Annotated in this window: 19 protein-coding genes and 1 tRNA gene; 8 read left to right on the plus strand and 12 right to left on the minus strand. The window is 72.2% G+C overall.

Annotated features, from left to right (window positions below; all coding sequences use genetic code 11):
- Positions 1-27: 27 nt before the first annotated feature.
- A complete protein-coding gene (locus ACFUUZ_RS27715; protein WP_378701225.1) occupies positions 28-1584 on the minus strand; it encodes a Rieske 2Fe-2S domain-containing protein in 1557 nt (518 codons plus the stop codon).
- A 59-nt stretch (positions 1585-1643) separates the two neighbouring features.
- Positions 1644-2570: a hypothetical protein gene (locus tag ACFUUZ_RS27720; RefSeq protein WP_378701227.1), complete on the minus strand. Its 927-nt coding sequence runs from the start codon at positions 2568-2570 to the stop codon at positions 1644-1646.
- 71 nt (positions 2571-2641) lie between these two features.
- On the opposite strand from ACFUUZ_RS27720, the gene ACFUUZ_RS27725 reads away from it, so the two are divergent.
- The 3 genes from ACFUUZ_RS27725 (at position 2642) to ACFUUZ_RS27735 (ending at position 5121) form a co-directional block, all read left to right on the plus strand.
- Positions 2642-3439 (plus strand): lysophospholipid acyltransferase family protein, encoded by a 798-nt coding sequence (locus ACFUUZ_RS27725; RefSeq protein ID WP_378701229.1) that lies wholly within the window; start codon positions 2642-2644, stop codon positions 3437-3439.
- Between the two features lie 27 nt (positions 3440-3466).
- Positions 3467-3539 (plus strand) — tRNA-Gly (locus tag ACFUUZ_RS27730).
- 343 nt (positions 3540-3882) lie between these two features.
- Positions 3883-5121 carry a hypothetical protein gene (locus tag ACFUUZ_RS27735; RefSeq protein ID WP_378701231.1) on the plus strand — a complete coding sequence of 413 codons (1239 nt, stop codon included), beginning with the start codon at positions 3883-3885 and terminating at the stop codon, positions 5119-5121.
- Here the strand turns inward: ACFUUZ_RS27735 and ACFUUZ_RS27740 are convergent.
- The 9 genes from ACFUUZ_RS27740 to ACFUUZ_RS27780 all read right to left on the minus strand — a co-directional run bounded on the left by ACFUUZ_RS27740 (position 5118) and on the right by ACFUUZ_RS27780 (position 16666).
- Positions 5118-7352, minus strand: a complete 2235-nt coding sequence (locus tag ACFUUZ_RS27740; protein WP_378701233.1) for a heavy metal translocating P-type ATPase — start codon at positions 7350-7352, stop codon at positions 5118-5120. The two genes, ACFUUZ_RS27735 and ACFUUZ_RS27740, sit on opposite strands and share 4 nt — an antisense overlap.
- Positions 7353-7395: 43 nt before the next feature.
- Positions 7396-8067 (minus strand): sterol desaturase family protein, encoded by a 672-nt coding sequence (locus ACFUUZ_RS27745; protein ID WP_378701235.1) that lies wholly within the window; start codon positions 8065-8067, stop codon positions 7396-7398.
- A complete protein-coding gene (locus ACFUUZ_RS27750; RefSeq protein ID WP_378701237.1) occupies positions 8064-8786 on the minus strand; it encodes a FadR/GntR family transcriptional regulator in 723 nt (240 codons plus the stop codon). The genes ACFUUZ_RS27745 and ACFUUZ_RS27750 overlap by 4 nt, the downstream gene beginning before the upstream one ends.
- Positions 8787-8834: 48 nt before the next feature.
- On the minus strand, positions 8835-9428 hold the full coding sequence (locus ACFUUZ_RS27755) for a hypothetical protein (protein WP_378701270.1): 594 nt from the start codon (positions 9426-9428) through the stop codon (positions 8835-8837).
- A 41-nt stretch (positions 9429-9469) separates the two neighbouring features.
- Positions 9470-11149 (minus strand): ABC transporter family substrate-binding protein, encoded by a 1680-nt coding sequence (locus ACFUUZ_RS27760; RefSeq protein WP_378701239.1) that lies wholly within the window; start codon positions 11147-11149, stop codon positions 9470-9472.
- 29 nt (positions 11150-11178) lie between these two features.
- Positions 11179-12840 (minus strand): ABC transporter family substrate-binding protein, encoded by a 1662-nt coding sequence (locus ACFUUZ_RS27765; RefSeq protein ID WP_378701241.1) that lies wholly within the window; start codon positions 12838-12840, stop codon positions 11179-11181.
- 15 nt (positions 12841-12855) lie between these two features.
- A complete protein-coding gene (locus ACFUUZ_RS27770) occupies positions 12856-14694 on the minus strand; it encodes a dipeptide ABC transporter ATP-binding protein (protein WP_378701243.1) in 1839 nt (612 codons plus the stop codon).
- A 71-nt stretch (positions 14695-14765) separates the two neighbouring features.
- The gene (locus ACFUUZ_RS27775) at positions 14766-15692 is read right to left on the minus strand and encodes an ABC transporter permease (protein ID WP_378701245.1); all 927 of its coding nucleotides are present in this window, start codon (positions 15690-15692) and stop codon (positions 14766-14768) included.
- The gene (locus ACFUUZ_RS27780) at positions 15689-16666 is read right to left on the minus strand and encodes an ABC transporter permease (RefSeq protein WP_378701248.1); all 978 of its coding nucleotides are present in this window, start codon (positions 16664-16666) and stop codon (positions 15689-15691) included. Before ACFUUZ_RS27780 ends, ACFUUZ_RS27775 begins: the two co-directional genes overlap by 4 nt.
- A 119-nt stretch (positions 16667-16785) precedes the next feature.
- Here ACFUUZ_RS27780 and ACFUUZ_RS27785 point away from each other — a divergent pair, with 119 nt between their 5' ends.
- A complete protein-coding gene (locus tag ACFUUZ_RS27785) occupies positions 16786-17616 on the plus strand; it encodes an HAD family hydrolase (protein ID WP_378701250.1) in 831 nt (276 codons plus the stop codon).
- Between the two features lie 37 nt (positions 17617-17653).
- On the opposite strand, the gene ACFUUZ_RS27790 is transcribed toward ACFUUZ_RS27785, so the two are convergent.
- Positions 17654-19594, minus strand: coding sequence for an N-acetylmuramoyl-L-alanine amidase (locus ACFUUZ_RS27790; protein WP_378701252.1), 1941 nt, complete (start codon positions 19592-19594; stop codon positions 17654-17656).
- Positions 19595-19788: 194 nt separating this feature from the next.
- Between ACFUUZ_RS27790 and ACFUUZ_RS27795 the strand changes: the two genes are divergently transcribed.
- The 4 genes from ACFUUZ_RS27795 (at position 19789) to ACFUUZ_RS27810 (ending at position 22369) form a co-directional block, all read left to right on the plus strand.
- The gene (locus ACFUUZ_RS27795) at positions 19789-21015 is read left to right on the plus strand and encodes a SpoIID/LytB domain-containing protein (protein WP_378701253.1); all 1227 of its coding nucleotides are present in this window, start codon (positions 19789-19791) and stop codon (positions 21013-21015) included.
- 63 nt (positions 21016-21078) lie between these two features.
- Positions 21079-21846, plus strand: coding sequence for a TipAS antibiotic-recognition domain-containing protein (locus ACFUUZ_RS27800; RefSeq protein WP_378701255.1), 768 nt, complete (start codon positions 21079-21081; stop codon positions 21844-21846).
- A 65-nt stretch (positions 21847-21911) separates the two neighbouring features.
- Positions 21912-22082 (plus strand): hypothetical protein, encoded by a 171-nt coding sequence (locus ACFUUZ_RS27805; protein WP_378701257.1) that lies wholly within the window; start codon positions 21912-21914, stop codon positions 22080-22082.
- Positions 22079-22369 carry a hypothetical protein gene (locus ACFUUZ_RS27810; protein WP_378701259.1) on the plus strand — a complete coding sequence of 97 codons (291 nt, stop codon included), beginning with the start codon at positions 22079-22081 and terminating at the stop codon, positions 22367-22369. The genes ACFUUZ_RS27805 and ACFUUZ_RS27810 overlap by 4 nt, the downstream gene beginning before the upstream one ends.
- Position 22370: the final 1 nt, after the last annotated feature.

Here is a 22370-nt window from a genome sequence, read left to right on the forward strand (position 1 = left end):
GCTGCGGGGCGGGCCCGCGGACCGGCGTCAGTGCGGCTCCAGCTTCTTCGACCGCAGCTCGTGGCCCTTGGAGGTCTTGCAGCGCCCGCTCTCCAGGTCCCACTGCCAGCCGTGCAGGTTGCAGGTGAGCGTGCTGCCCTCGATGACGCCGAAGCGGGAGAGATCGGCCTTGAGGTGCGGGCAGCGGCGCTGCACCTCCCAGCCGTCCAGCTCGACCGAGGCCGAGTCGTCGTGCGCCTCGGAGAACCAGCCGTCGGCGTAGGCGATCCGCTCGTCGGTGAGGCACTTGAAGAAGGTGTAGAGGAACTCGTTGTAGCCGCCGATCCGCCAGGTCTGGAACCGGGTCGACAGGAAGATGGTGTTCACCCAGTCCGGCTCGTCGTCGCGGAGCACGGTGCGCACCAGCTCGGGCGCGATGCGGAAGCCGTAGCGGTACCTGCCCTCGCCCTCGATGGGCGCGCGGACCACCCGCTTCGGGAAGTCGAGCACCACCGTCTCGTCGCCCATGACCAGCCCGACCGGGTACCCGATGCCGTCGCAGATCAGGTCGCTCTGCGCCATGATCGGCTCGAACTTGGCGCGCAGCGGCTCCAGCAGCGGGCCGTCGCCGTGCGCCCAGGTCGCCTTCTCCGCGGCGATGACCGGGGCCAGCCTGGTGGCCATCTCCTCGATGTAGGCGGCCTTGTCGCCGTAGATGGTGGCCGGGTCGACCGGGTGCGTGAGCTCCAGCTCCTTGCCGTGCACCTCGGCCACCGAGCCAGGAATCATCAGGATTCCGCCCTCGTTGCCGTTGATCCGCATCTGCTCCAGGAAGGTCTCCTGGTCCGGGAAGATATTGCTGTTCTCCGGGGAGAAGCGGTCCTCGGTGTCGTTGAGGTAGCGCAGCTCCGGGTCGAGGAAGACCGGCGGCCCCGCCGACGGCACCACCCAGGTCGCGCCGACCTGCTCGATGTAGGAGCGGGCCCGGTCCATGCCGCGCTGCCGCTTCTGCCTGGCGAAGTTGGCCTTGGTGCGGGACGGGATGTCGTAGACCATCGGGTACCAGATGGCGCCGGAGTACTGCAGCAGGTGGATGTCGATGTGGCCGAAGGCCTGGTCGAGGACGTCCATGTCGACCGGGCGGGCGTCGTTCATGTTGAAGCAGGTGGTCTCGCCGTCGGAGACGACGATGCCGGAGTCGCCGATCGGGCCGTCGGCGGGTGCGCGCAGCGCGATGATCATGATCTCCAGCTCGCCGCCCGGCCCGGTGACGGTGTGCTTGACCGAGTCCTCGGTCTCGAAGAAGGTGTGGAAGCCGAGCTTCTCCAGCTCCCGGCGCAGGTCCGGGACCGGGTAGTCGGGCAGCAGCACGGTCGCGTTCTTGTTCACGTGCTCGAGCAGGTTCTTCGCGTCGAAGTGGTCACGGTGCAGGTGCGAGACGTAGAGGAAGTCGACGTCGCCGAGCGCGTCCCAGTCCAGCCCGGTGTTGTCCGGGAACGGCACCCACGAGGCGAAGTAGGCCGGGTTCACCCAGGGATCGCAGAGAATCGTCCCGGCCGTGGTGCGGATGTGGAAACCGGCGTGTCCGACGCTGGTGATCTGCACGGAATACTCCTCCTGACCGTTGCCAGATGCCCAGGGTAATCCGTCGGAACGGCGCCTGCTCAGGGGGTGACGTCGCCGATGCAGTAACCCTGCGCGGACGCCTCGCCGGACCCGTCCGCGGAGCCGTCGGTGAGGGTGAAGGTGCGGGTCCTGGTGGCGCCGGTCGCCTGCGTCACCGGCGCCTGCACGGTGATGTAGCCCGCGCCGAGCCAGGCCGAGGTGAGCTCGGTGCCGTCGAAGGCGGTGACGCCGGTGAGCGCGCCCTGGTTGTTCGCCAGCGGCGCGGGCAGCGGGGTCCCGGTGCCGCGCGGGTCCCAGGTGGCCGGGGTGGCGGCGCAGACCAGCGGGTGCTCGCCCTCGGTGTCGGCCGCGTCCAGCGGCTGCCCGACGAAGCGGGAGAGGTAGCGCCGCACCACGTGCCTGGCGTCGGCGTCGTCGTACTCCGGGGTGGTGCCGGTGGCGAAGACCCGGGGGCAGGCGTAGCCGGCGGCGACGTCGCGCAGCTCGGCGCGGACCGACACCGCCGAGCCGCGCCAGGTCACCGCGGTGTCGGTGGCGGTGCCCGGCCCGGCGAGCGCGGCCAGCACCGGCGCGGGATCGGCGTACATCTCCGCGACGTGCGCGGGCGCCAGCGTCCAGCAGGATGCCTGCAGCTCCTCGATCGACTTGGTGTTCAGGTCGGCGGCCCAGCGGCGCAGCGCGGGCGCCGCCTCGGGGGCGCCCGGCACCTCGGCGACCGGCGGGGCGTCCGCGGGCACCGGCGGCGCCTCGGGCGCGGGCGGCGGCGCGGGCGTGCCGCTGCTCGGCTCCGCGGCGGCGGACGTCGTGACCTCGGCCTGCGGCTCCGGCTCGTCGCCGGGGATGCCGGAGACGGAGTCGCAGCCCGCGATCAGTGCCACCGCGAGCCCGCCGAGCAGCAACCGCCGCGCCTGCCGCCGCCCGCGCAGCGGGGGAGTGGTGTTCCTGGCCGGCAGCTCGCGGTGCACGTCGACGTACCTCTTCTCTCGGGATGCCTGGTATCGGATCTGGAGGATGCGGCGACTACGCTAGCGGAACTGTGGAACCCGTCTACCGCACGATCATCGGCCTGGCCCGGACCGTCTTCTTCGTGCAGGGCCTGAAATTCACCGTCACCGGCGACGAGCACATCCCCGCCACCGGCGGCGGCGTCATCGCCATCAACCACACCGGCTACCTGGACTTCACCTACGCCGGCCTCCCCGCGCGCACCTCGAAGCGGTACATCCGCTTCATGGCCAAGAAGGAGGTCTTCGACAACAAGATCTCCGGCCCGATCATGCGCGCGCTCAAGCACATCCCGGTGGACCGCGGCGCGGGCGCCGACTCGTACCAGGCCGCGGTGGAGTACCTGAGCCGCGGCGAGCTGGTCGGCGTGTACCCCGAGGCCACCATCAGCCGCAGCTTCGAGATCAAGGACTTCAAGTCCGGCGCGGCCCGGATGGCGATCGAGGCGCGGGTGCCGATCATCCCGGTGGCGATCTGGGGCGCGCAGCGGGTCTGGACCAAGGGCCACCCCAAGCGCCTCGGCCGCACCAACACCCCGATCCACATCGTGGTCGGCGCGCCCATCCAGCCCTACGAGCCCGCCGCCGAGCTGACGCTCGAGCTGCGTACGACCATGCAGCGGCTGCTGCTCGAGGCGCAGCGCGAGTACCAGCACGAGGAGGGCGCGTTCTGGGTGCCGTCCCGGCTCGGCGGCTCGGCGCCGACCCTGGATGAGGCCAACGAGCTGGACGCCGCCGAGATCGCGGAGCGCGCGGCCCGCCGGGCGGCCGCGACCGACCCGCACGCCGCGGAGCAGCGCGATTTCCGGAATCCGGGCGCGGGCGGATAGAGTTTTTCCAGCGCCTCTCGGGCGCGTGCGGATGTAGCGCAGCTGGTAGCGCATCACCTTGCCAAGGTGAGGGTCGCGGGTTCGAATCCCGTCATCCGCTCTTCGATCGCTCCGGCCGGAATTGGCCGATTCAGCCACTTCTCCGGCAATGTTCCGCCCGCTCGCGGCCGCAGACTCCGCCCCCTGGCGCGAAATCCCGGTGAGCTATGCGGTAACGGCCGGTCACCTGGCACGATCTCCTCTGTGGTCGCGTCGTGCATCTGCACACGGCGATGCGATCCGGCGCCGCGCGCGGCGACGTTGCACAGAATTCACCGAGGATTTCTGGATACCGACCAATCGGTAGCCGCAGTCGTGTCGAATCGCCGAGGAGTGTGTGTTGTGCAAGAGCTCGAGGTGTGAACCCAATGGCCACAGCTGGTGTGTCCGCAGAACGGACAGCGGTGAGCGGGGTACTGCTCTCGCGGTCGTCGACCGACGGCGCGAGCCCGACGGTGCTCCGCACCGCGGAGCGGGATGTCGCCGACGGCGCGACCGTCGAGACGATCGTCGCCGTCCTGGACGAGGTGGGCACGGCGCCCGGTTCGGATGTCGCGATCGATGACATCGCCGTCGCCTACCGCTCGCCCGCGCAGCGGCGGGAGATCCTGACCGCGCTGGCCGACGGGCCGTACCACACGGCGTCGCTGGTCTCGACCAGGTCGGCGCTGGCCGCCTACGTCGCGCACCTGCCCGAGGTGGCTGGCCAGGACACCGTGCTGGTGCTGGAGGCCGCGGACTTCCACACCACCTGCGCGGTGGTCGGCCCGGCCCGCAACCAGGCGCCGGTCGGTGACTCCTGGCAGACCGTCGTCGCCGACGCCGAGGGCATCGAGCGCACGCTGTCCAGGGTCGGCTCGGTGCTCACCGCGGTGAACGCCACGCCGGACGCGGTGGTGCTCTGCGGCTCGGCCGCCGACGACGCCGCGCTGGCGGAGGCGCTGCGCACCGCCTACGGGGTGCCGATCGTGCACCCGGCGGGCGCGGCCAGCGCCGTCGCGCAGGGCGCCGCGCTCGCCGCGGCTACCAGCGGTGCCGTCCCGGTGGCCGCCGCGCCGCGCCGCCGCGGGACGCGGCCGCTGCTGGTCGCCGCGGCCGCGGCGCTGGTGCTCGGCGCCACCGGGTTCGCTGCCGCGCAGGTGCTGGACAGCGGCCGGAGCGAGCAGCAGCCCTCGCCCGCCGCGATCGCCAGCTCCGCGCCGGTGCCGTCCTCGACCGCGCCGGAGCCCGCGGCGCCGACCACCGAGCCTGCGCCCCCGGTCGAGCCCGCCCCGGCCGAGCCGCCCCCGCCGCCGCCCCCCGTCGAGGTTCCGCCGCCCCCCGCGGACATCTCCGCGGAGGCCGCCGCACCGGCCCCGCCGCCGCCCGCGCCCCGCCCGGTGCCGCAGCGGCCCGCGCCGCCCCGGACGACGCAGGCCCCGCCGCCGCCCGCTCCGGAACCTGCCCCTGAGCCCGCTCCGGAACCGCCGCCCGCCCCGGCCCCCGCCCCCGCCTCGCCCATCGCGCCGCTGCCGAACGGACTCTTCCCCGGCGAGTCCATGCCGCCCGCGGCGGACGCCGACCCCGAGGTGCAGCGGCGCTGGTGGGAGAACCACCTGCACATGAAGGAGCAGTGGCTGAACAGCGGCGGTGGCGGCGGCTAGCGGAAGGCGCGCAGCCGCAGGCTGTTGCTCACGACGAACACCGAGCTCAGCGCCATCGCAGCACCCGCGAGCATGGGGTTGAGCAGCCCGGCGACGGCCAGCGGGATGGCGGCGATGTTGTAGGCGAAGGCCCAGAACAGGTTGCCGTGGATGGTGCGCAGGGTGCGCCGCGCGAGCCGGATGGCGTCCGCGGCCACCCGCAGGTCGCCGCGGACCAGGGTGAGGTCGCTCGCCTCGATGGCGACGTCGGTGCCGGTGCCCATCGCGATCCCGAGGTCGGCGGTGGCGAGCGCGGCGGCGTCGTTCACGCCGTCGCCGACCATGGCCACCACGCGCCCCCGCTGCCGCAGCTCGCGCACGGTGGCGGCCTTCTCCTCCGGCAGCACGTCGGCGATCACCTCGTCGATCCCGACCTGGTCGGCGACGGCCCGCGCGGCGGCGGCATTGTCGCCGGTGAGCATGATCGGGGTGAGCCCGAGCGCGCGCAGCCGGGCGACCGCCTCGGCCGAGGTCGGCTTGACCGCGTCGGCGACGACGAGCACGCCGCGGGCCAGGCCGTCCCAGCCGATCAGCACCGCGGTGCGCCCCGCCCGCTGCGCCCGCTCGACCGCGGCGGTCAGCTCGGTGCCGAGCTCCATGCCCTGCTCGGTGAGCAGCCGGGCCCGCCCGACCAGCACCTCCCGGCCGTCGACGGTGCCGCGCACGCCGAGCCCCTCCCGGTTCGCGAAGTCGGTGACGGCCGCGAGGGCGCCGGTGCGCTCCTCGGCGGCGGCGGTGATCGCGCGGGCGATCGGGTGCTCGGAGCCGTGCTCCAGCGCACCCGCCAGCGCCAGCACCCGGTCCCCGTCCTCGCCGTCGGCGGGGACGACCTCGAGCAGCGTCATGGTGCCGGTGGTGACGGTGCCGGTCTTGTCCAGCACGACGGTGTCGATCCTGCGGGTCTGCTCCAGCACCTCCGGCCCCTTGATCAGGATGCCGAGCTGCGCGCCGCGCCCGGTGCCGACCAGCAGCGCCGTCGGCGTGGCCAGCCCGAGCGCGCACGGGCAGGCGATGATCAGCACCGCGACCGCGGCGGTGAAGGCGGCGGCCACCGAGCCGCCGGTGCCGAGCCAGAAGCCGAGCGTCGCCGCCGCCAGCGCGATCACCACCGGGACGAAGGCGCCGGAGATCCGGTCCGCCAGCCGCTGCGCCCTCGCCTTGCCCGCCTGGGCGTCCTCGACCAGCTGCGCCATCCTGGCCAGCTGGGTGTCGGCGCCGACCCTGGTGGCCCGCACCACCAGCCGCCCGCCGACATCGACGGTGCCGCCGGTCACCGCGGCGCCTGGCCCGACCTCGATCGGCACCGCCTCGCCGGTGAGCATGGCGGCGTCCACCGCCGAGGAGCCGTCGAGCACGATGCCGTCGGCGGCGATCTTCTCGCCCGGCCGGACCACGAACTCGTCGCCGACCACCAGCTCGCGGACCGGAATCCGCCGCTCGACCCCGTCGCGGCGCACCGCGACGTCCTTGGCACCGAGTTCCAGCAGTGCCCGCAGCGCCGCACCGGCCCGGCGCTTGGAGCGCGCCTCGAAGTACCGCCCGGCCAGGATGAAGGTGGTGACGCCGGCCGCCGCCTCCAGGTAGATCGCGCCGGTGCCGTCCATCCTGGCGATGGTGAACTCGAACGGGTGCGTCATCCCCGGCGTGCCCGCGGTGCCGAGGAACAGCGCGTAGAGCGACCAGCCGAACGCCGCGAGCACGCCCATCGAGACCAGGGTGTCCATGGTGGCGGTGGCGTGCCGCAGGTTGGTCAGCGCCGCGCGGTGGAAGGGGAGCGCGCCCCACACCACGACCGGCGCGGCCAGCGTCAGCGAGAGCCACTGCCAGTTGGTGAACTGCAGCGCCGGGATCATGGCCATGGCGATCACCGGGACGGTGAGCAGCGCCGAGATCAGCAGCCGCTGCCCGGCCGCGGCGGCGGGGTCGGGCTCGGCCGCGGCGGGTGCGGCGTCGGCGGGCGGGGCTGGTAGCGCGGCGGTGTACCCGGCCTGCTCGACCACCTCGATCAGCTGGTCGGGGCGCACCTCGCCGCTGATCTCGACCCGCGCCTTCTCGGTGGCGTAGTTGACGGTCGCGCTGACCCCGTCCAGCCGGTTCAGCTTGTTCTCGATCCGGTTCGCGCAGGACGCGCAGGTCATGCCCCCGATCGACAGCTCGATCCGCCCGACGGGCTGCTGTGTGGCGGTGGTCATCGGGCGCTCCTCCATCGGTCGGTTCGCCCTCTACCATACCCCCCTAGGGTAATTTGTCGAGGCCGTGCAGGTGCCTGGCGGTCGGCGAGGCGGCGACGGTGTCCGGGTCCGGGTAGGTGCCGAAGAGCCGGTCGGCGGTGCCGGAGCTGGTCACGGTGAACCAGTAGTGCTCGTTCCGGTAGTGGTGGTGCCGGTGGTTGCGCCAGATCGCCCGGTAGGGCGCGTGCCGCGGCTTGTAGTCGGTGTGGATCAGGTAGTGCGTCCACTCGTAGGCGATACCCAGCACCGTGATCGTCAGCAGGAAGGTCAGCCCGAGTTCGGGGCGCGGGAAGGCGAGCAGGGCGATCGCGGTCAGCACCGCGATGGTGACCAGCAGCGAGCGGGGCGGGATGAAGATCAGCGGGATGTCGCGCGGGTCGGTGTGGTGCTCGCGGTGCTTGCGGGCCAGCTCCGAGTCGATCCGCACCGGGCCGACCCGGCGCGGGCGCCAGTGCAGCACGGTCACGTGGATGACCCACTCGATGGCCGGGAAGGCGGCCAGCGCGAGCAGCGGGACCAGGGCGTCGGTGCGCTGCCAGTCGCCGAGCGCGAGCCGTGCGGTGAGCGCCGCGAGCAGGGTCGCGGTGATCATCCAGGGCGAGGGGTGGCGCAGGAACTCCGCGCAGGCGGCGCGCAGGGTGAGGTTGCGCCGGACGGCGCGGGTGCGGGTGCTCATGGCTGCTCCTCCGGGGTGAGGATCTCGATCAGGGCGGTGGTGGCGGGCTCCAGCAGGGCGCGGGCGCGCGCGGCGGCCGCGGCGGGGTCGCCCGCCGCAATGGCGGCGGCGAGCGCCAGGTACGCCTCGGCATTGCCCACCTCGGCGGACATGACCGGGGCCAGCGCCGCCAGCGCGGGTTCGTAGGCGGCGCGCAGCATGGTGAACATGAGCCGGAAGACGATGGAGTCGGCGGCGTCGACCACGTGGTCCCAGAAGGTGAGCGCCGCCAGCTGCGCCGCGATCGGGTCGCCCGCCGCCGCGGCGACCGCCTCCGCCGCGGCGACGATGCCGTCGTCGGCGGCATTGCGGAGTCGGGTGGCGGCCAGCTCGGCGACCTTGGGGCCGTTGTGCAGCCGTGCCTCCAGGATGCTGCGCGCCACCGACGGCTCCAGCACACCGTCCCTGACCAGCAGCCGCGGCAGGATCTCCAGCCCGGAGCCGCGCCGGTAGTCGAGCACGGTGGTCGCGTCCCCCTGGCGCACGGCGACCAGCCCGGCCCCCGCCAGCCGCTGCAGCGCCTCCCGCACGGCGGGCCGGGAGACCCCGAGCGCCTCGGCCAGCTGCCGCTCGCTGGGCAGCGTCGAACCGGGCGGGAGTTCACCGCTCAGGACATCGGCCGCGATCTGTTCGAAGACGTCGGCCGAGACCGAGCGCTTGACCACCGGTTGCAAAGGCATGCCGGAAGTGTGCGCCGGAATTGGTCAGAGGTCAAGTGGTCATACCACTCAACTCGGATCGGACCCCCGCACCGCCGCCAACCACAGCGCCCCCACCGCCGCCACCGAACACGCCCCCGCGAACGCACCGAGCCCGCCACCGTCGAGATAGATCCAGAACAGCGCGGCGAACGGCGCCGCGACCGCGGACTGCGCGTCCAGCACCAGCCGCCGCCGAACCCCGCCCCGCCCCGCCGCGTCCGGGTCCGGCCGGGACGGATTGTCGACCAGCTGCCCCGGCGGCTCGGCCCGCCGCACCCGCCCGGCCGGGAACAGCCGCACCCCGTCCGGCCGCAGTGCCTCCGCGGCGGGGACGGTCCGCTCGACCATGCCGAGCAGCACCGGGTGGAAGTGCACCGGCACCCAGCGCCCCTCCCCGCCCGAGGCGGGCACGATCTCCACCCACGACCGACTGAGCAGCCGATGCTGCTGCCGCACCCGGCGTACCCGCACCGGCCCCGCCGCGGGCGGCCCGCCCCGGAGCGCCACCACCAGCTGGACAACGCTGTACCCCAGCACCCCGAGCGCCACCGCCGCGAGCCCCCCGAGCTGGTCCGGATCGGCGAACGGCGCCCACGCGGCACAGACCGCGAGGGCGCCGATCGTCACCGACACCGGGTAGGCCGCCGTTCGACGGCCCGCGCTCACTTCACGAAGCCGATGATGGTGTAGTCCAGCGAGGCCAGCCCGGCCGCGCCGAAGTTGGCGAGGTCGGCGCGGACCGCGACATTGCCCGGCGACTGCAGCAGCGGCAGCGAGTGCCCCTCCTCGAAGACCTTGCGGTCGATCTCGTTCGCCATCTCGATCGCCTTCGCCGGGTCGAGCTCGGAGATGGTCGCCTCGATCAGCGCGTTCAGCTCGGGCGAGCCGATCCGGCCGTAATTGCCCTGCAGGTCGTCCGGGTTGTAGCCGTAGATCTGGTTCAGGCTGCCCAGCGGGAACGGGTCGCCGACCCAGGTCCACTGCGCGACGTCGAAGTTGCCCGGCTGGATCACATCGGTGAAGTAGCCGCGACCCGGCTTGGTCTCGATGTTCAGCTTGACCCCGACCGCCGCCAGGTTCTGCTGGATGATCTGCGCGATCTGCACCCAGGTGTCCGCGTCGTACATGATGTCGCGGATCTCCAGCCTGCGGCCGTCCTTGACCCGGACGTCGCCCTCCAGTTTCCAGCCGAGCGCGTCCAGCTCGGCGGCGGCCGCGGCCGGGTCGAAGGGCAGGCTGTTGTCCCGGTACCCCTCCTGGCCCTGCAGGTAGATGTGGTTGTTCAGCGGCTTCGGCTCCTGCACCAGCCCGTTGTGGATGGCGGTGGCGATGCCCTGCCGGTCGATCGCCTTGAAGATGGCGACCCGCAGCGCCGGGTCGGCCAGGATCGAGCCGGGGGCGCCGTTGAAGGTCAGGTGGCTCCAGCTGTTGCCCGGCGCCCGGCGGACCGCGATGTTGGGCGTGCTCTGCGCGGTGCGCAGCTCGTCCCGGGTGGCGATCCCGACGGCGTCGATCTCGTTGTTCTGCAGCGCCGGGATCAGCGCGGCGTTGTCCAGGACGCTGTAGGTGATGGTGTCCAGCTTGGGCTTGTTCCCCCACCAGCGCGGGTTGTGCCCGAGCACGATCCGGTTCTGCGCCCGGTCGACCGACTGCACCAGGAACGGCCCCGCGGTCTGGCCGATGCCGTCCACCAGGCTGTTGTTGAACGCCTCGGGGTTCCCCATCACCGCCTTGGGGAAGAGGAACGAGTTGCCTGCGAACTGCCCGCGCCAGTCGGCGAAGTGCTTGTTGAAGGTGAGGACGGCCTGCTTGTCGTCGACACCCCGCTCGACCTTCTCGACCCGGTCGAAGCCGCTGGTGTTGGCGATCAGGTAGGCCGGGTCGCGCCCGCTCAGCGCATTGGCCTGGGCGGCGATGTCCTCCCAGGTGATGGGGGTGCCGTCGGACCACACCGCGTCCGGGTTGATGGTGTAGGTCACCTGCTGCGGCTCGGTGCCGGTGAGCTCGACGCTGGTGAAGTAATCGGTGTTGACCGAGAGCCCGCCCGAGGCGTCGGTGCGGAACGAGCGCGGCATGACCGGCCGCAGCAGGCTGCCGAGCTCGGCGTCGTTGCCGTCGTTGGAGAGCGCGTTCCAGTTGGCGGGCAGCGCGGAGAGCGAGAGCCGCAGGTTCCCGCCGTCTTTCAGGTCGGCCGGGTCGCGCGGGTTGATGTCGCTGGTGCTGCCGATCGCGGCCGCCGCGCCCTCCGGGGCACCGGAATCGTCGACGGCACAGCCGGTCGCGATGAGGCTCAGCGCGATCACGGGTATCGCGAGACGGGCCACCGTGGTTCGTAACCGCATGGCGCTCCTTCCGGTCCGGGTCGGCGGGGTCACTTCAGGAACCCGATCCTGGTGTAGTCGTAGGATGCGAGCCCCGGCGCGCCGTAGTTCGCCAGCTCGGCGCGTACGGCGACGTTACCCGTGGACTGCACCAGCGGGACCGAGAAGCCGATCTCGAAGAGTTTCCGGTCGACCTCGTTGGCGAGTTCGATCGCCTTCGCCGGGTCCAGCTCGGCCAGCGTGCGCTCGATCAGCTCGTTGATCTCCGGCGTGCCGATCCGGCCGTAGTTGCCCTGCAGGTCGTTCGGGTTGTAGGCGTACACCTGCGGCAGGCTGCTCAGCGGGAAGGCGTCGCCGGACCAGACCCAGTGCGCCACATCGAAATCGCCCGGCTTGATCACGTCGGTGAAGTAGCCGTTGCCGGACTTGGTGTCGATGCTCATCTTCGCCCCGACCGCGGCCAGGTTCTGCTGGATGATCTGCGCGATCTGCACCCAGGACTGGGCGTTGTACATGACGTCGCGGAACTCCAGCCTGCGCCCGTCCTTGACCCGGACGTCGCCCTCCAGCTTCCAGCCGAGCGCGTCCAGCTCGGCGGCGGCCGCGGCGGGATCGAATGGGACGCCGTTGTCCCGGTACCCGACCTGGCCCTCCACGTAGACGTGGTTGCCGAGCGGCCGCGGGTTCTGCACCAGCCCGTTCTGCACCGCGTTCGCGATGCCCTGCCGGTCGATCGCCTTCATGATCGCCACCCGCAGCGCGGGGTCGGCGAAGAGCGAGCCGGGGGCGCCGTTGAAGGTCAGGTGGCTCCAGCTGTTGCCCGGCGCGCGCCGGATGGCGACGCCCGGCGTGGAGCGGGCGGTGCGCATCTCGTCGATGGAGGCGATGCCGACCGCGTCGATCTCGTTGTTCTGCAGCGCGGGGAGCGCGGCATCGGCGGCGAGCACCGAGAAGGTGATGGTGTCCAGCTTGGGTTTGTCGCCCCACCAGCGCGGGTTGTGGCCGAGCACGATCCGGTTCTGGGTCCGGTCCACGGACTGCACCAGGAACGGCCCTGCGGTGAGCGCACTGCCGTTCACCAGGCTGTCGTTGAACGCCTCCGGGGTGGCGGTGACCGACTCCGGCATCAGGAAGGTGTTGCCCGCGAACTGGCCGCGCCAGTCGGCGTAGTGCTTGTCGAAGGTGAGGATCGCCTGCCGGTCGTCGACGCCGCGCTCGACCTTCGACACCCGGTCGAAGCCGTTCGTCATCTTGATCAGGTAGCGCGGGTCGCGGCCGCTCAGCGCGTTCGCCTGGGCGGCGAGGTCGCGCCAGGTGATCGGGGTGCCGTCGGACCAGACCGCGCTCGGGTTGATCGTGTAGGTGACCCGCTGCGGCTGCTCGCCGGAGAGCTCGACGGCGGTGAAGAAGTCGGTGTTCACGCTGAGCGCGCCCGCGGCGTCGGTGTCGAAGGCGCGTGGCAGCGTCGGGCGCAGCACGCTGCTCACCGTGCCGTCGGCGTCGGTGTGCAGCGGGTTCCAGTTCTGCGGCAGCGCGGTGATGGCGAGCCGCAGGTTGCCGCCGTCGCGCAGCTCGGCCACGTCGCGCGGGTTGATGTCGCTGGTGCTGCCGAGCGCCGCATCGCCGTCGGCGGGCGGGTCGTCGGGGCTCGCACACCCGCCGAGCACCAACCCCGCCGCCAGCAGCGGAATCAACCAGCGTGTCGTGCGCATGCCCACCGTGTTCTCCTAACCGCTGACGACCGGAATCGGCACCGCGTCGATCAGCGCGCGGGTGTACTCGTGCCGCGGGTCCGCGAATATCTGCTCCGCGGGCCCGGATTCGACGATCTTGCCGCGGTACATGACCGCGATGTCGTGCGCCAGATTGCGGACGACCGAGAGATCGTGCGAGACGAAGAGGTAGGAGAGCCGGTGCTCGGCCTGCAGCGCGCGCAGCAGGTTCAGCACCCCGGCCTGGATGGAGACGTCCAGCGAGGAGACCGGCTCGTCCAGCACCAGCAGCTTCGGCGCCAACGCGAGTGCCCGCGCGATGCTGATCCGCTGCTTCTGGCCGCCGGAGAAGTCGGCCGGGTAGCGCTCGGCGTGCTCCGGCCGCAGCCCGACCTGCGCGAGCAGCTCGGGCACCCGGCGGGCGATCTCCGCGCGCGGGCGCTTGTCGATGCGCAGCGGCTCGGCGATGGCGTCGAAGACCGGCAGCCGCGGGTCCAGCGAGGCGGTCGGGTCCTGGAACACGATCTGCATGGCCCGGCGCAGCTCCCGCCTGCGCTCGCGGCTGAGCGCGGTGACGTCGGTGCCGAGGATCTCGATCCGGCCCTGCTGCGGCTGCGCCAGGTCCAGGATCTGGCTCAGCGTGGTCGACTTGCCCGACCCGGACTCGCCGACCAGCGCCAGCGTGCGGCCCTCGCGCACCTCCAGGTCGATCCCGTCGACCGCGCGGACCTCGCCCTTCTTCCGCTTGAAGACCACCCCCGAGGTGATCGGGAAGGTCTTGACCAGCCCGGAGACCCGCAGCACCACCTCCGGCTCCGCGACCTCCACCTGCTCCGGCGGCGCCGCCAGCTCGGCCCGGTAGGCGGCGAAGAGCTCGGCGGTGCCGACCTCGCCGGTGCGGATGCAGGCCGCGCGGTGCGCGGTCGCGACCTCGGCCAGCGGCGGCTCGGCGGTTGTGCACCCGTCGACGGCGACCGGGCAGCGCGGCGCGAACGAGCAGCCGGGCGGCAGCGCGTGCATGGCGGGCGGGGCCCCGACGATCGGGATGAGCGGCTTGCGCGCCGGGCCGTCCATCCGCGGGATGGAGCCGAGCAGCCCCACCGTGTACGGCATCCGGGGCGCGCCGAAGAGCTCGGCGGCGCTCGCCGTCTCCACGATCCGGCCCGCGTACATCACCGCGACCCGGTCGGCCAGGGTGGCGGCGATGCCCATGTCGTGGGTGATCATCACGACGCCCGCGCCGGTGATGTCGCGCGCCTCGCGCAGCAGCCCGAGGATCTGCTTCTGCACCGTGACGTCGAGCGCGGTGGTCGGCTCGTCGCAGATGATCAGCGCGGGGTCGTTGGCGATGGCCATGGCGATCACCACGCGCTGCCGCATGCCGCCGGAGAACTCGTGCGGGAACGCCTTGGCGCGCAGCTCCGGCTCCGGGATGCCGACCAGGTCGAGCAGCTCGACCGCGCGCTTCGCGGCCGCCGCCTTGCCCATCTTCCCGTGCGCGAGCAGCGCTTCCGCGATCTGGTCGCCCACCCGGTACACCGGGGTGAGCGCGGAGAGCGGGTCCTGGAAGACCATGCTCACCGTGCTGCCGCGCAGCTTGGAGAGCTCGCGGTCGCCGAGGCCGAGCAGCTCCCGGCCGCGCAGCCGGATCGAGCCCGCGACCCGCGCCTGGTCCGGGAGCAGCCCCATGACGGCCAGTGACGAGACCGACTTGCCGGAGCCGGATTCGCCGACGATGGCGAGGACTTCGCCGTCGGAGACGGTGTAGTCGACGCCGCGCACCGCATCGATGCGCCCCTCTTCACCGGGGAACGAAACCCGCAGATCCCGCACCTCGAGCAGCGGCTCGGTCATGCTGTGTCCTCCAGGCATGGACGAGGGCCCTCCGTGGCTACGCTTCGCTCCCGCCTCCGGGCCTGACTCGCTCATGCCGCCTTCTCCGACTTCTTGGAGCGCGCCCTGGCAGCGGAGGGGTCGAATGCGTCGCGCAGGCCGTCGCCGACCAGGTTGGCGCAGAGCACGACGAGGATCAGCAGCCCGCCCGCGAAGAGGAAGAGCCACGGGTAGGTGAGCGCGGAGCGGGTGCCCTCGGCGATCAGCGAGCCGAGCGAGACGTCCGGTTTCTGCACGCCGAACCCGAGGAAGCTCAGCCCGGTCTCGGCCATGATCGCCGCGCCGATGCTGAGCGTGGTGTCGATGATCAGGATCGAGGCGATGTTCGGCACGATGTGGCTGACGATCACGGTCCAGGTCGATGCCCCCATGTACCGTGCGGCGCGGACGAATTCGCGGTCCCGCAGGCTCAGCGTGAGCCCGCGCACGATGCGCGCGCTGATCATCCAGCTGAAGACCGCGAGCAGGACGATGAGCAGCACGATCGAGCTGCTGCCCTTGGTCCGCGGCGCGAAGATCGCGATGATGATGAAGCTCGGCACCACCAGCAGCAGGTCGACGAACCACATGATGGCCCGGTCGGTCCAGCCGCCGAGCAGCCCGGCCAGCGCGCCCGCGATCGCCGCGATGGCGGTGCTGACGACCGCGACGAAGAAGCCGATGATCAGCGATTTCTGCAGCCCGCGCAGGGTCTGCGCGAGCACGTCCTGGCCGATCTGGTTGGTGCCGAAGGGGTGGCTCGGGCTCGGCGGCTGCAGCAGCGCGGTGTAATCCAGCTGCTGGTAGTCCCACTTCAGCAGCGGCGGCAGCGCGAAACTCGCGATGACGAGCAGGATCAGCACGACCCCGCCGACCACCGCAGGCTTGTTCCGCAGGAAGCGGCGCAGCACCAGCCGCTTGCGCCCGGCCGCGGTGGTGGGCTCCGGCGCGCCCTGGACGATCAGCTCGGCTTCGGTCATCCCACACGCACCCTTGGATCGAGAACGGCGTACACGATGTCGGAGAGCAGCCCCGAGATCAGGACGACCAGCCCGGCGAAGGCGGTCACCGTCACCACCACGTAGAGGTCCTGGGCATTGATCGAGTCGACCAGCCACTCACCCATGCCGTGCCAGCCGAAGATCTTCTCGGTGAAGGTGGCGCCGGTGATCAGCGCGCCGAAGCTGTACGCGAAGAGCGTCGCCATCGGGATCAGCGCGGTGCGCAGCCCGTGTTTGTAGAGCGCGTGGCTACGGGTGAGGCCCTTGGCCCGCGCGGTCCGGATGAAATCGCTCTGCAGCACGTCGAGCATGGCATTGCGCTGGTAGCGGCTGTATCCGGCCATGCCGCCGAGCGCCAGCGCGAGCGTCGGCAGCACCAGGTGCTGCACCCGGTCCAGCAGCTGCGGCCCGAACCCGACGATCGTGTTCGCCGAGGTCTCGCCGGTGTAGAGGAAGATCTGCGCCCCGGTCGCGGTATTGATCTGCAGCGCGCCGTATTTCAGCAGGGTGGCGAGCAGGAAGATCGGGGTGCTGAGGATGAGCAGCGAGACGATGGTGGTGAAGTAGTCGCTGAACTTGTACTGCCGGATCGCCCCGGCCGCGCCGATCAGCACGCCGAGCACGGTGCCGATGATCGAGCCGACGATGAGCAGCCGCAGGCTGACCAGCGCCCGGCGGCCGAGCTCCTCGCTCACCGGCTGCCCGGCCAGGGTGGTGCCGAAATCGCCGTGCGCGACGCCCGCCACCCAGGTCAGGTAGCGCTCCGGGATCGGCTCGTTGAGGTGCAGCTCCTCGGCCTTGGCGTCGATCACCGACTGCGGCGGCCGCGGGTTGCGCTGCTCCAGGCTGTCCAGCGGGCGGAAGGTGAGCGAGGCGAGGCTGAAGGTGAGGAACGACGCGAGGATCAGCAGCACGACGTAGTTCAGCGCGCGTCGGAGCAGAAAGCCCGTCATCGGTCCCCTGGGTCACTCGTCGGCCGGATGGTGATCCCCGCATCATAGGGACGGCGGTACCGGTCCCGCATGCCGTGTATCGCCGACCGCGGGTCCGCGGCATCCGGCAGGATGGGTGGGTGACACGTCTACACCTGCCCAAGCCGACGTTGGTCGCCTCCGACGTGGACGGCACGCTCATCGACCGCGACGAGCGGGTGACGCCGCGGACGAAGGCGGCGGTCGCCGCGGTGGTCGCCGACGGCGTCCCGTTCGTGCTCGCCACCGGCCGCCCGCCGCGCTGGGTGCACCCGGTCGTCGACGGCCTCGGCTTCGCGCCGCTCTGCGTCTGCGGCAACGGGGCGGTGGTCTACGACAGCGCCGCCGACCGGGTGCTGCTCAGCCGCACCATCGACGTGGAGAGCCTGGCCTGGCTCGCCGATGTCGCGGAGCGCGCGCTGCCCGGCTGCGGGCTCGCCGCCGAGCGGGTCGGGGAGAGCGCGCACGACGCGGTAACGCCGCAGTTCGTCAGCACCCCGTCCTACGAGCACGCCTGGCTCAACCCGGACGACACCGCGGTCGCGCGGACCGAGGTGATCGACACCCCCGCCATCAAGATGCTCATCCGGCTGGTCGGCGCGCGCAGCGGTGACATGCGCGCGGCGCTCGCCGCCGAGGTCGGGGACGCGGTGGACATCACGTACTCCACCGACAACGGGCTGATCGAGCTCTCCGCGCCCGGGGTGACCAAGGCGTCCGGGCTGGCCGCGGTGGCCGAGCGGCTCGGGGTCGCGCCGGAGTCGGCGGTCGCCTTCGGGGACATGCCCAACGATGTGCCCATGCTGAGCATGGTCGGGCACGGGGTCGCCATGGGGAACGCGCACCCCGAGGCGCTGGCCGCCGCCGACGAGGTCACCGGGACCAATGTCAACGACGGGGTCGCGCTGGTGCTCGAGCGCTGGTGGAGCTGACCCCGGCCGGGTCCCTCGACCGGCCGGGGTCAGGTTCTCAGCCGGCCGGGGCCGGGGCGGGAGCGGGGTCGGGGATCGGCGCGCCCGCCGGGTTCTTCCGCATTTCTTCCTGGTAGGTGTCGTTGTAGGTCTTCCAGACCGTGGTCACGATCCCGGTGAGCTGGTTCAGGATCAGCGAGCCGTACTGGAAGTCGGCGCGCAGCCCGTCCGGCACCGGGTAGGCATTGGCCAGCGGCAACCCGAGCACCCCGGCATCCGCCCCCAACTGCAGGAACCGGTCCAGGATCGCGCCGAGCACCTCGACCACCTGCCCGCTCGGCCCGGTGTAGACGTACCCGTTGGCGAACTTGGCGTACTGCTGCCCCTGCGCCGCGGGCAGCGGCTCGGAGACGGCGTCGCCGAGCGAGCTCGCCGCGCCGCCCTTCTCCGCGTAGTAGCGGGCGATGATGTTGTCGTTCACCATCCGCAGCAGCCGCCCGGTCAGGTCGACGAGCGCGTCCAGGTCGGCGCCGGTCGCGGTGTCCGGCGTGCTCTGCGCGGGCCCGCCCGCGGCGATGTCGCGGATCCGGTCCATCATCGCGTAGGCGGCGTCGCCGGGGCAGCTGGTGTTGCCGACGTCGCGGTGCGCGAAGACGATCGGCAGCTCCACCTCCTCGCCCTCGGCGTACGGGGTGTACTCGGTGCCCTCGGAGTACATGAGGGTCTGACCCTTGGGGTCGAGCCCGGCGATCCTGGTGCGCCAGCCCACGTACTGCCCGACGGCATTGAGCGCGACGCTGGTCGGCGCCTCGGACTCGTGGTCGCCCATCAGCGCGACCCCGGCGGTGTTCTCGTTGAACCCGCCCGCGTGCGCGCCCTGCACCGGCCGGTCCAGCCCGCCCGCTCTGCCCTCGAAGATCTGCCCGTACTTGTCGACCAGCGCGTTGTAGCCGATGTCGCACCACCCCATCGTCTCGGCGTGGTAGGCGTAGATCGCCCGCACGATGCCCGCCGACTCGGCCCTGCTGTAGTCGTTGCGGCCCGCGGTGTGGTGCACGGTGAAGCCGCCGAGCATGTCGTCGTAGGTGGGGTCCATGCAGCGCATGGACTCGTCCGCGCCCCACTGTGCCCGGCTGATCACCCGCGGCCCGCCGTCCGGCAGCGCCCCCGCGACCTCGGCGAGCCCGCCGTCGATATCGGCGCGGCCCGGGTCGATGAGCACCGCGGTGAGGTCGGGGATGCCGTGCGCGGGGTCGACCTGCTCGGCGATCGGGGTGATCGTCGCACCGGGCTGCCGCGCCTTGGTGACCAGCACCTGCACCAGGTTGGTGCTGCCGACGTAGACCGGCTCGGTGCCATCGACGCGGGGCGGGCCGCTGTGGTCGGAGGCGCCGGTGTCCACCGGCTCGGCGTCGAACCACGGGCCCCAGCTGCCGTCCGCCGCCGCGGCGCGGACCATGGCGTTCGTCCCCGCGAGGTCGGCGGCGGTCAGCGCGACCATGCTGAACGGCTGCTCCCTGGCGATCTGCTTGACCTGGGTGCCGACCAGGTCCGCGTACTCGGCGGGGAGCGCACCCGGGGTGAGCGCGGGGGTGTCCGGGGTGGTGCCCGGCTCCAGCCTGGTCGGGTCGGCGATGAACCGGGTGCTCTGCCCCGGCGTCAGCTTCGGCAGCGGGACCTGCGAGGGCAGCGCGACCCCGGGCGGCGCCGGGATACCAGGCGGCACCGGGACCGACTCCGGCAGCGGGAGCATGCGCAGGTCGGAGAGGCGGAGGTCGGGCAGGTCGAGGCCGGTCAGCTCATCGAGCGGGAGCACGACGTCGGGAGCGGCGGCGAGCGCCGCCTCGACCAGTTGCGCGGGGACCGCGGCGAGCTCGCTTTCGTTCGCTGCGTCGTAGCGGGCGGAATCGCCCATGGTGAACGTCGCGAGGGGAGCAGCCACCGCCAGGATCGCCACAACCGGGAGAACGTAGGAGCGTTTCGGTCTGCGAGCGGGCACGAGCGTCTCCAATCAGGTGGAACCGGTGGATCAAGCTGCGTAATCGAGAGGGTTGCGTGTCAGGCGTCTCTGCTATCACACTAGCCACTATCGTCACATATCTAAACCTCTGGTCGAGGTTGAGGTGATTGCTCGAATGTAGCCTCCGATGTCCGACGCGGGCGCTACGACATGCCGTTCGAAGGGAGTTCGTCGTGCAGCGAATCCATCGGCCGCGCGGGCGGCGCGGCAGGCGCGCCCCCGAACCGGCGCTATCCCCGCGGCCGCTGCTGGTCGCCTGCGGCGCGCTCGCGGCGGGCGCGCTCGCCGTCACCGCGGTCTGGCCGGGCACCCCGTACCGCGCCACCACCGGCGACGGCCACGGCCGCGGCATGAGCCAGCACGGCGCCTTCGAGAGCGCACAGGACGGCTGGACCGCCGAGCAGATCCTGGCGCACTACTACCCCGGCGCCGAGCTCGGCCGGATCGATCCCACCCTGCTCCGGGTCCGGCTGCAGACCCAGGACGACGCCACCCTCGATGCCTACGCCGACGCGGGCGCCATCGTGGCGGACCGGGTACTGGAGCCCGGCCAGGTCGCGCACCTCACCGCGCTGCCGGACGGCGGCGCGAACGTCGTGGTCACCGTCGGCTGCGACGGCGAGGTGGTCTGGCAGGGCGCCACCGACGACCCGTGGATCTACCCGATCGATCTGGGACCGAACCGCCCGTCCGCCGAGCACCTCGAGCTCTGCGGCGGCACCGGGTACCGCGGCGCGCTCGGCCTCGCGCTGGAGGACGGCGCCCCGCGCACCGTCAACGAGCTGGACGTCGAGGACTACCTGCTCGGCGTCGTCCCCACCGAGATGCAGGCCAACTGGGCGGACAAGGGCGCGGCCGAGGCGCTGCGCGCGCAGGCCGTCGCGGCACGGTCGTACGCGCTCGCCGAGCAGCGCTACCCGTACGCCCAGACCTGCGACAGCACCGACTGCCAGGTGTACCCGGGCACGGTGCGCGAGGACCCGCGCACCGCCGCCGCGGTCGCCGCCACCGCGGGCACCGTCCTGCTGCGCGACGGCCTGCTGCTGCGCTCCGAGTACTCCGCCGCCCCCGACGGCGGCGCGCCCGCCGACATCGAGACCTTCGAGGTCGGCCCCGCCCCCGGCGACTTGCGCCCCAACCCGTACCTGGCCCCCGCCCCCGCGCCGCGGGACCCGCGGGTGGACGCCGCCGAAGGCCCGACCGCCATCCAGGTCGAGTACCAGCGGATCGGCGGCGAGCAGAGCGCCGTCGGCGCCCCGGTCGGCCCCGAGCTCGACCTCCCGCTCGGCGCGGGCACCTACCAGCTCTTCGTCAACGGCGTGATCGTCGCCACCGACACGCTCGGCGCCCAGGTGGTCGACTTCGACACGCTGCTCTCCATGCTCCCGGAGAACCCTTGACCTTGACGCTGCGTCAACGCCCATCCTGAACTCACCGACGAGGTCAGGAAGGGAGTCGAGGTCATGGCAGCGGGCACGCGCGACGGCGAGTGGTCCATCCAGGATCTGGCGAAGGCGGCCGGGACCACCAGCCGGACGCTGCGCCACTACGGGCAGCTCGGGCTGTTGCCGCCCAGCCGGATCGGGGCCAACGGGTACCGCTACTACGACCAGGACGCCCTGCTGCGCCTGCAGCGCATCCTGCTCCTCCGCGAACTCGGCATCGGCCTCCCGGTCATCGCCGAGGTCATCGCGGGCGAGCAGAAACCCGCCGCGGCGCTGCGCACGCACCTGAACCTGCTCCGGCGGGAACAGGACCGGATCCGGCGCCTGATCGACTCGGTCACCACGACACTCGACAAGACGGAGAGAGGTGAACGGCTCGTGGCAACCGAAGTGTTCGACGGGTTCGACCACACGCAGTACAAAGACGAGGTCATCGACCGCTGGGGCAGGGATGCCTACGACAACGGCGACCGCTGGTGGCGCTCGCTGACCGCCGAGCAGAAACGGGAGTTCCAGCAGACCCAGCTCGACATCGCCGCCGAGTACGGCCGGCTGCACGCCGCGGGCGCCGACCCGGCGGGCCCGGAGGCCAAGGCCCTCACCGCCAGGCACCGCGACTGGGTCGCGCTCGGCTGGCAGGGGCGCCCGGTCATCCCGGAGGCCTTCGCGGGCCTCGGTGAGATGTACGTCGCCGACGAGCGCTTCCGCGCCAACTACGACGTGCACGGCGCGGGCACCGCGGAGTTCGTCCGCGACGCCATGGCCGCCTTCGCCCTCGACATGTAGTTGAGCGCCTGCACCGCACGCCGGGCCAGTCGCTGCTGGTCCGGCGTCGGGACGCCGAGGACCTGGTGCTCACCACCGCCGCCAGGGCGGAGCTGGAGCACACCGCGGCGTCGGTGACCAGCCGGATGTTCGTCGCGCTCATGCAGCGCGACGCGGGCGTCCCCGAACTGGCCGCCGTCCTCACCACCGACTCCGACCTCGACGTGGGCCCGGTCATCCAGCCGGACGCTCCGTGAGCCCGAAGCGCGGCGAACGGGTCGCGCCACCCGCCGTCGCGGGCACGTGGGAGCTGCGCTTCGCCACCAGCGAGGCCGCCAAGGGCTGGGAGGATCTCTGCCAGCAGGCACCTGCCAACGTCCTCGACACCTGGGAACTGCTGCGCGGCCGCGCCGACGCGCACCCGGAGGCGATCCCGCCCGGCCTCGAGCTGACCCGGATCAGCGGAGCCGAGCTGGGCGAACACGCCTGGCGGCTGCACACCGAGCGGGAGCTCGTCGAACTCGACGCCGGATTCCCGGCCTGAT

Origin of the sequence: Nocardia sp. NPDC057353 (genome assembly GCF_042667085.1) — a bacterium.
GTDB lineage: Bacteria > Actinomycetota > Actinomycetes > Mycobacteriales > Mycobacteriaceae > Nocardia.

Bases quoted from the DNA above. Each gene is read 5' to 3' on its own strand.
- ACFUUZ_RS27770 (WP_378701243.1), bottom strand. From the start codon at position 14,694: ATGACCGAGCCGCTGCTCGAGGTGCGGGATCTGCGGGTTTCGTTCCCC.
- ACFUUZ_RS27760 (WP_378701239.1), bottom strand. From the start codon at position 11,149: ATGCGGTTACGAACCACGGTGGCCCGTCTCGCGATACCCGTGATCGCG.
- ACFUUZ_RS27745 (WP_378701235.1), bottom strand. From the start codon at position 8,067: ATGAGCACCCGCACCCGCGCCGTCCGGCGCAACCTCACCCTGCGCGCC.
- ACFUUZ_RS27750 (WP_378701237.1), bottom strand. From the start codon at position 8,786: ATGCCTTTGCAACCGGTGGTCAAGCGCTCGGTCTCGGCCGACGTCTTC.
- ACFUUZ_RS27765 (WP_378701241.1), bottom strand. From the start codon at position 12,840: ATGCGCACGACACGCTGGTTGATTCCGCTGCTGGCGGCGGGGTTGGTG.
- ACFUUZ_RS27800 (WP_378701255.1), top strand. From the start codon at position 21,079: ATGGCAGCGGGCACGCGCGACGGCGAGTGGTCCATCCAGGATCTGGCG.
- ACFUUZ_RS27740 (WP_378701233.1), bottom strand. From the start codon at position 7,352: ATGACCACCGCCACACAGCAGCCCGTCGGGCGGATCGAGCTGTCGATC.
- ACFUUZ_RS27780 (WP_378701248.1), bottom strand. From the start codon at position 16,666: ATGACGGGCTTTCTGCTCCGACGCGCGCTGAACTACGTCGTGCTGCTG.
- ACFUUZ_RS27775 (WP_378701245.1), bottom strand. From the start codon at position 15,692: ATGACCGAAGCCGAGCTGATCGTCCAGGGCGCGCCGGAGCCCACCACC.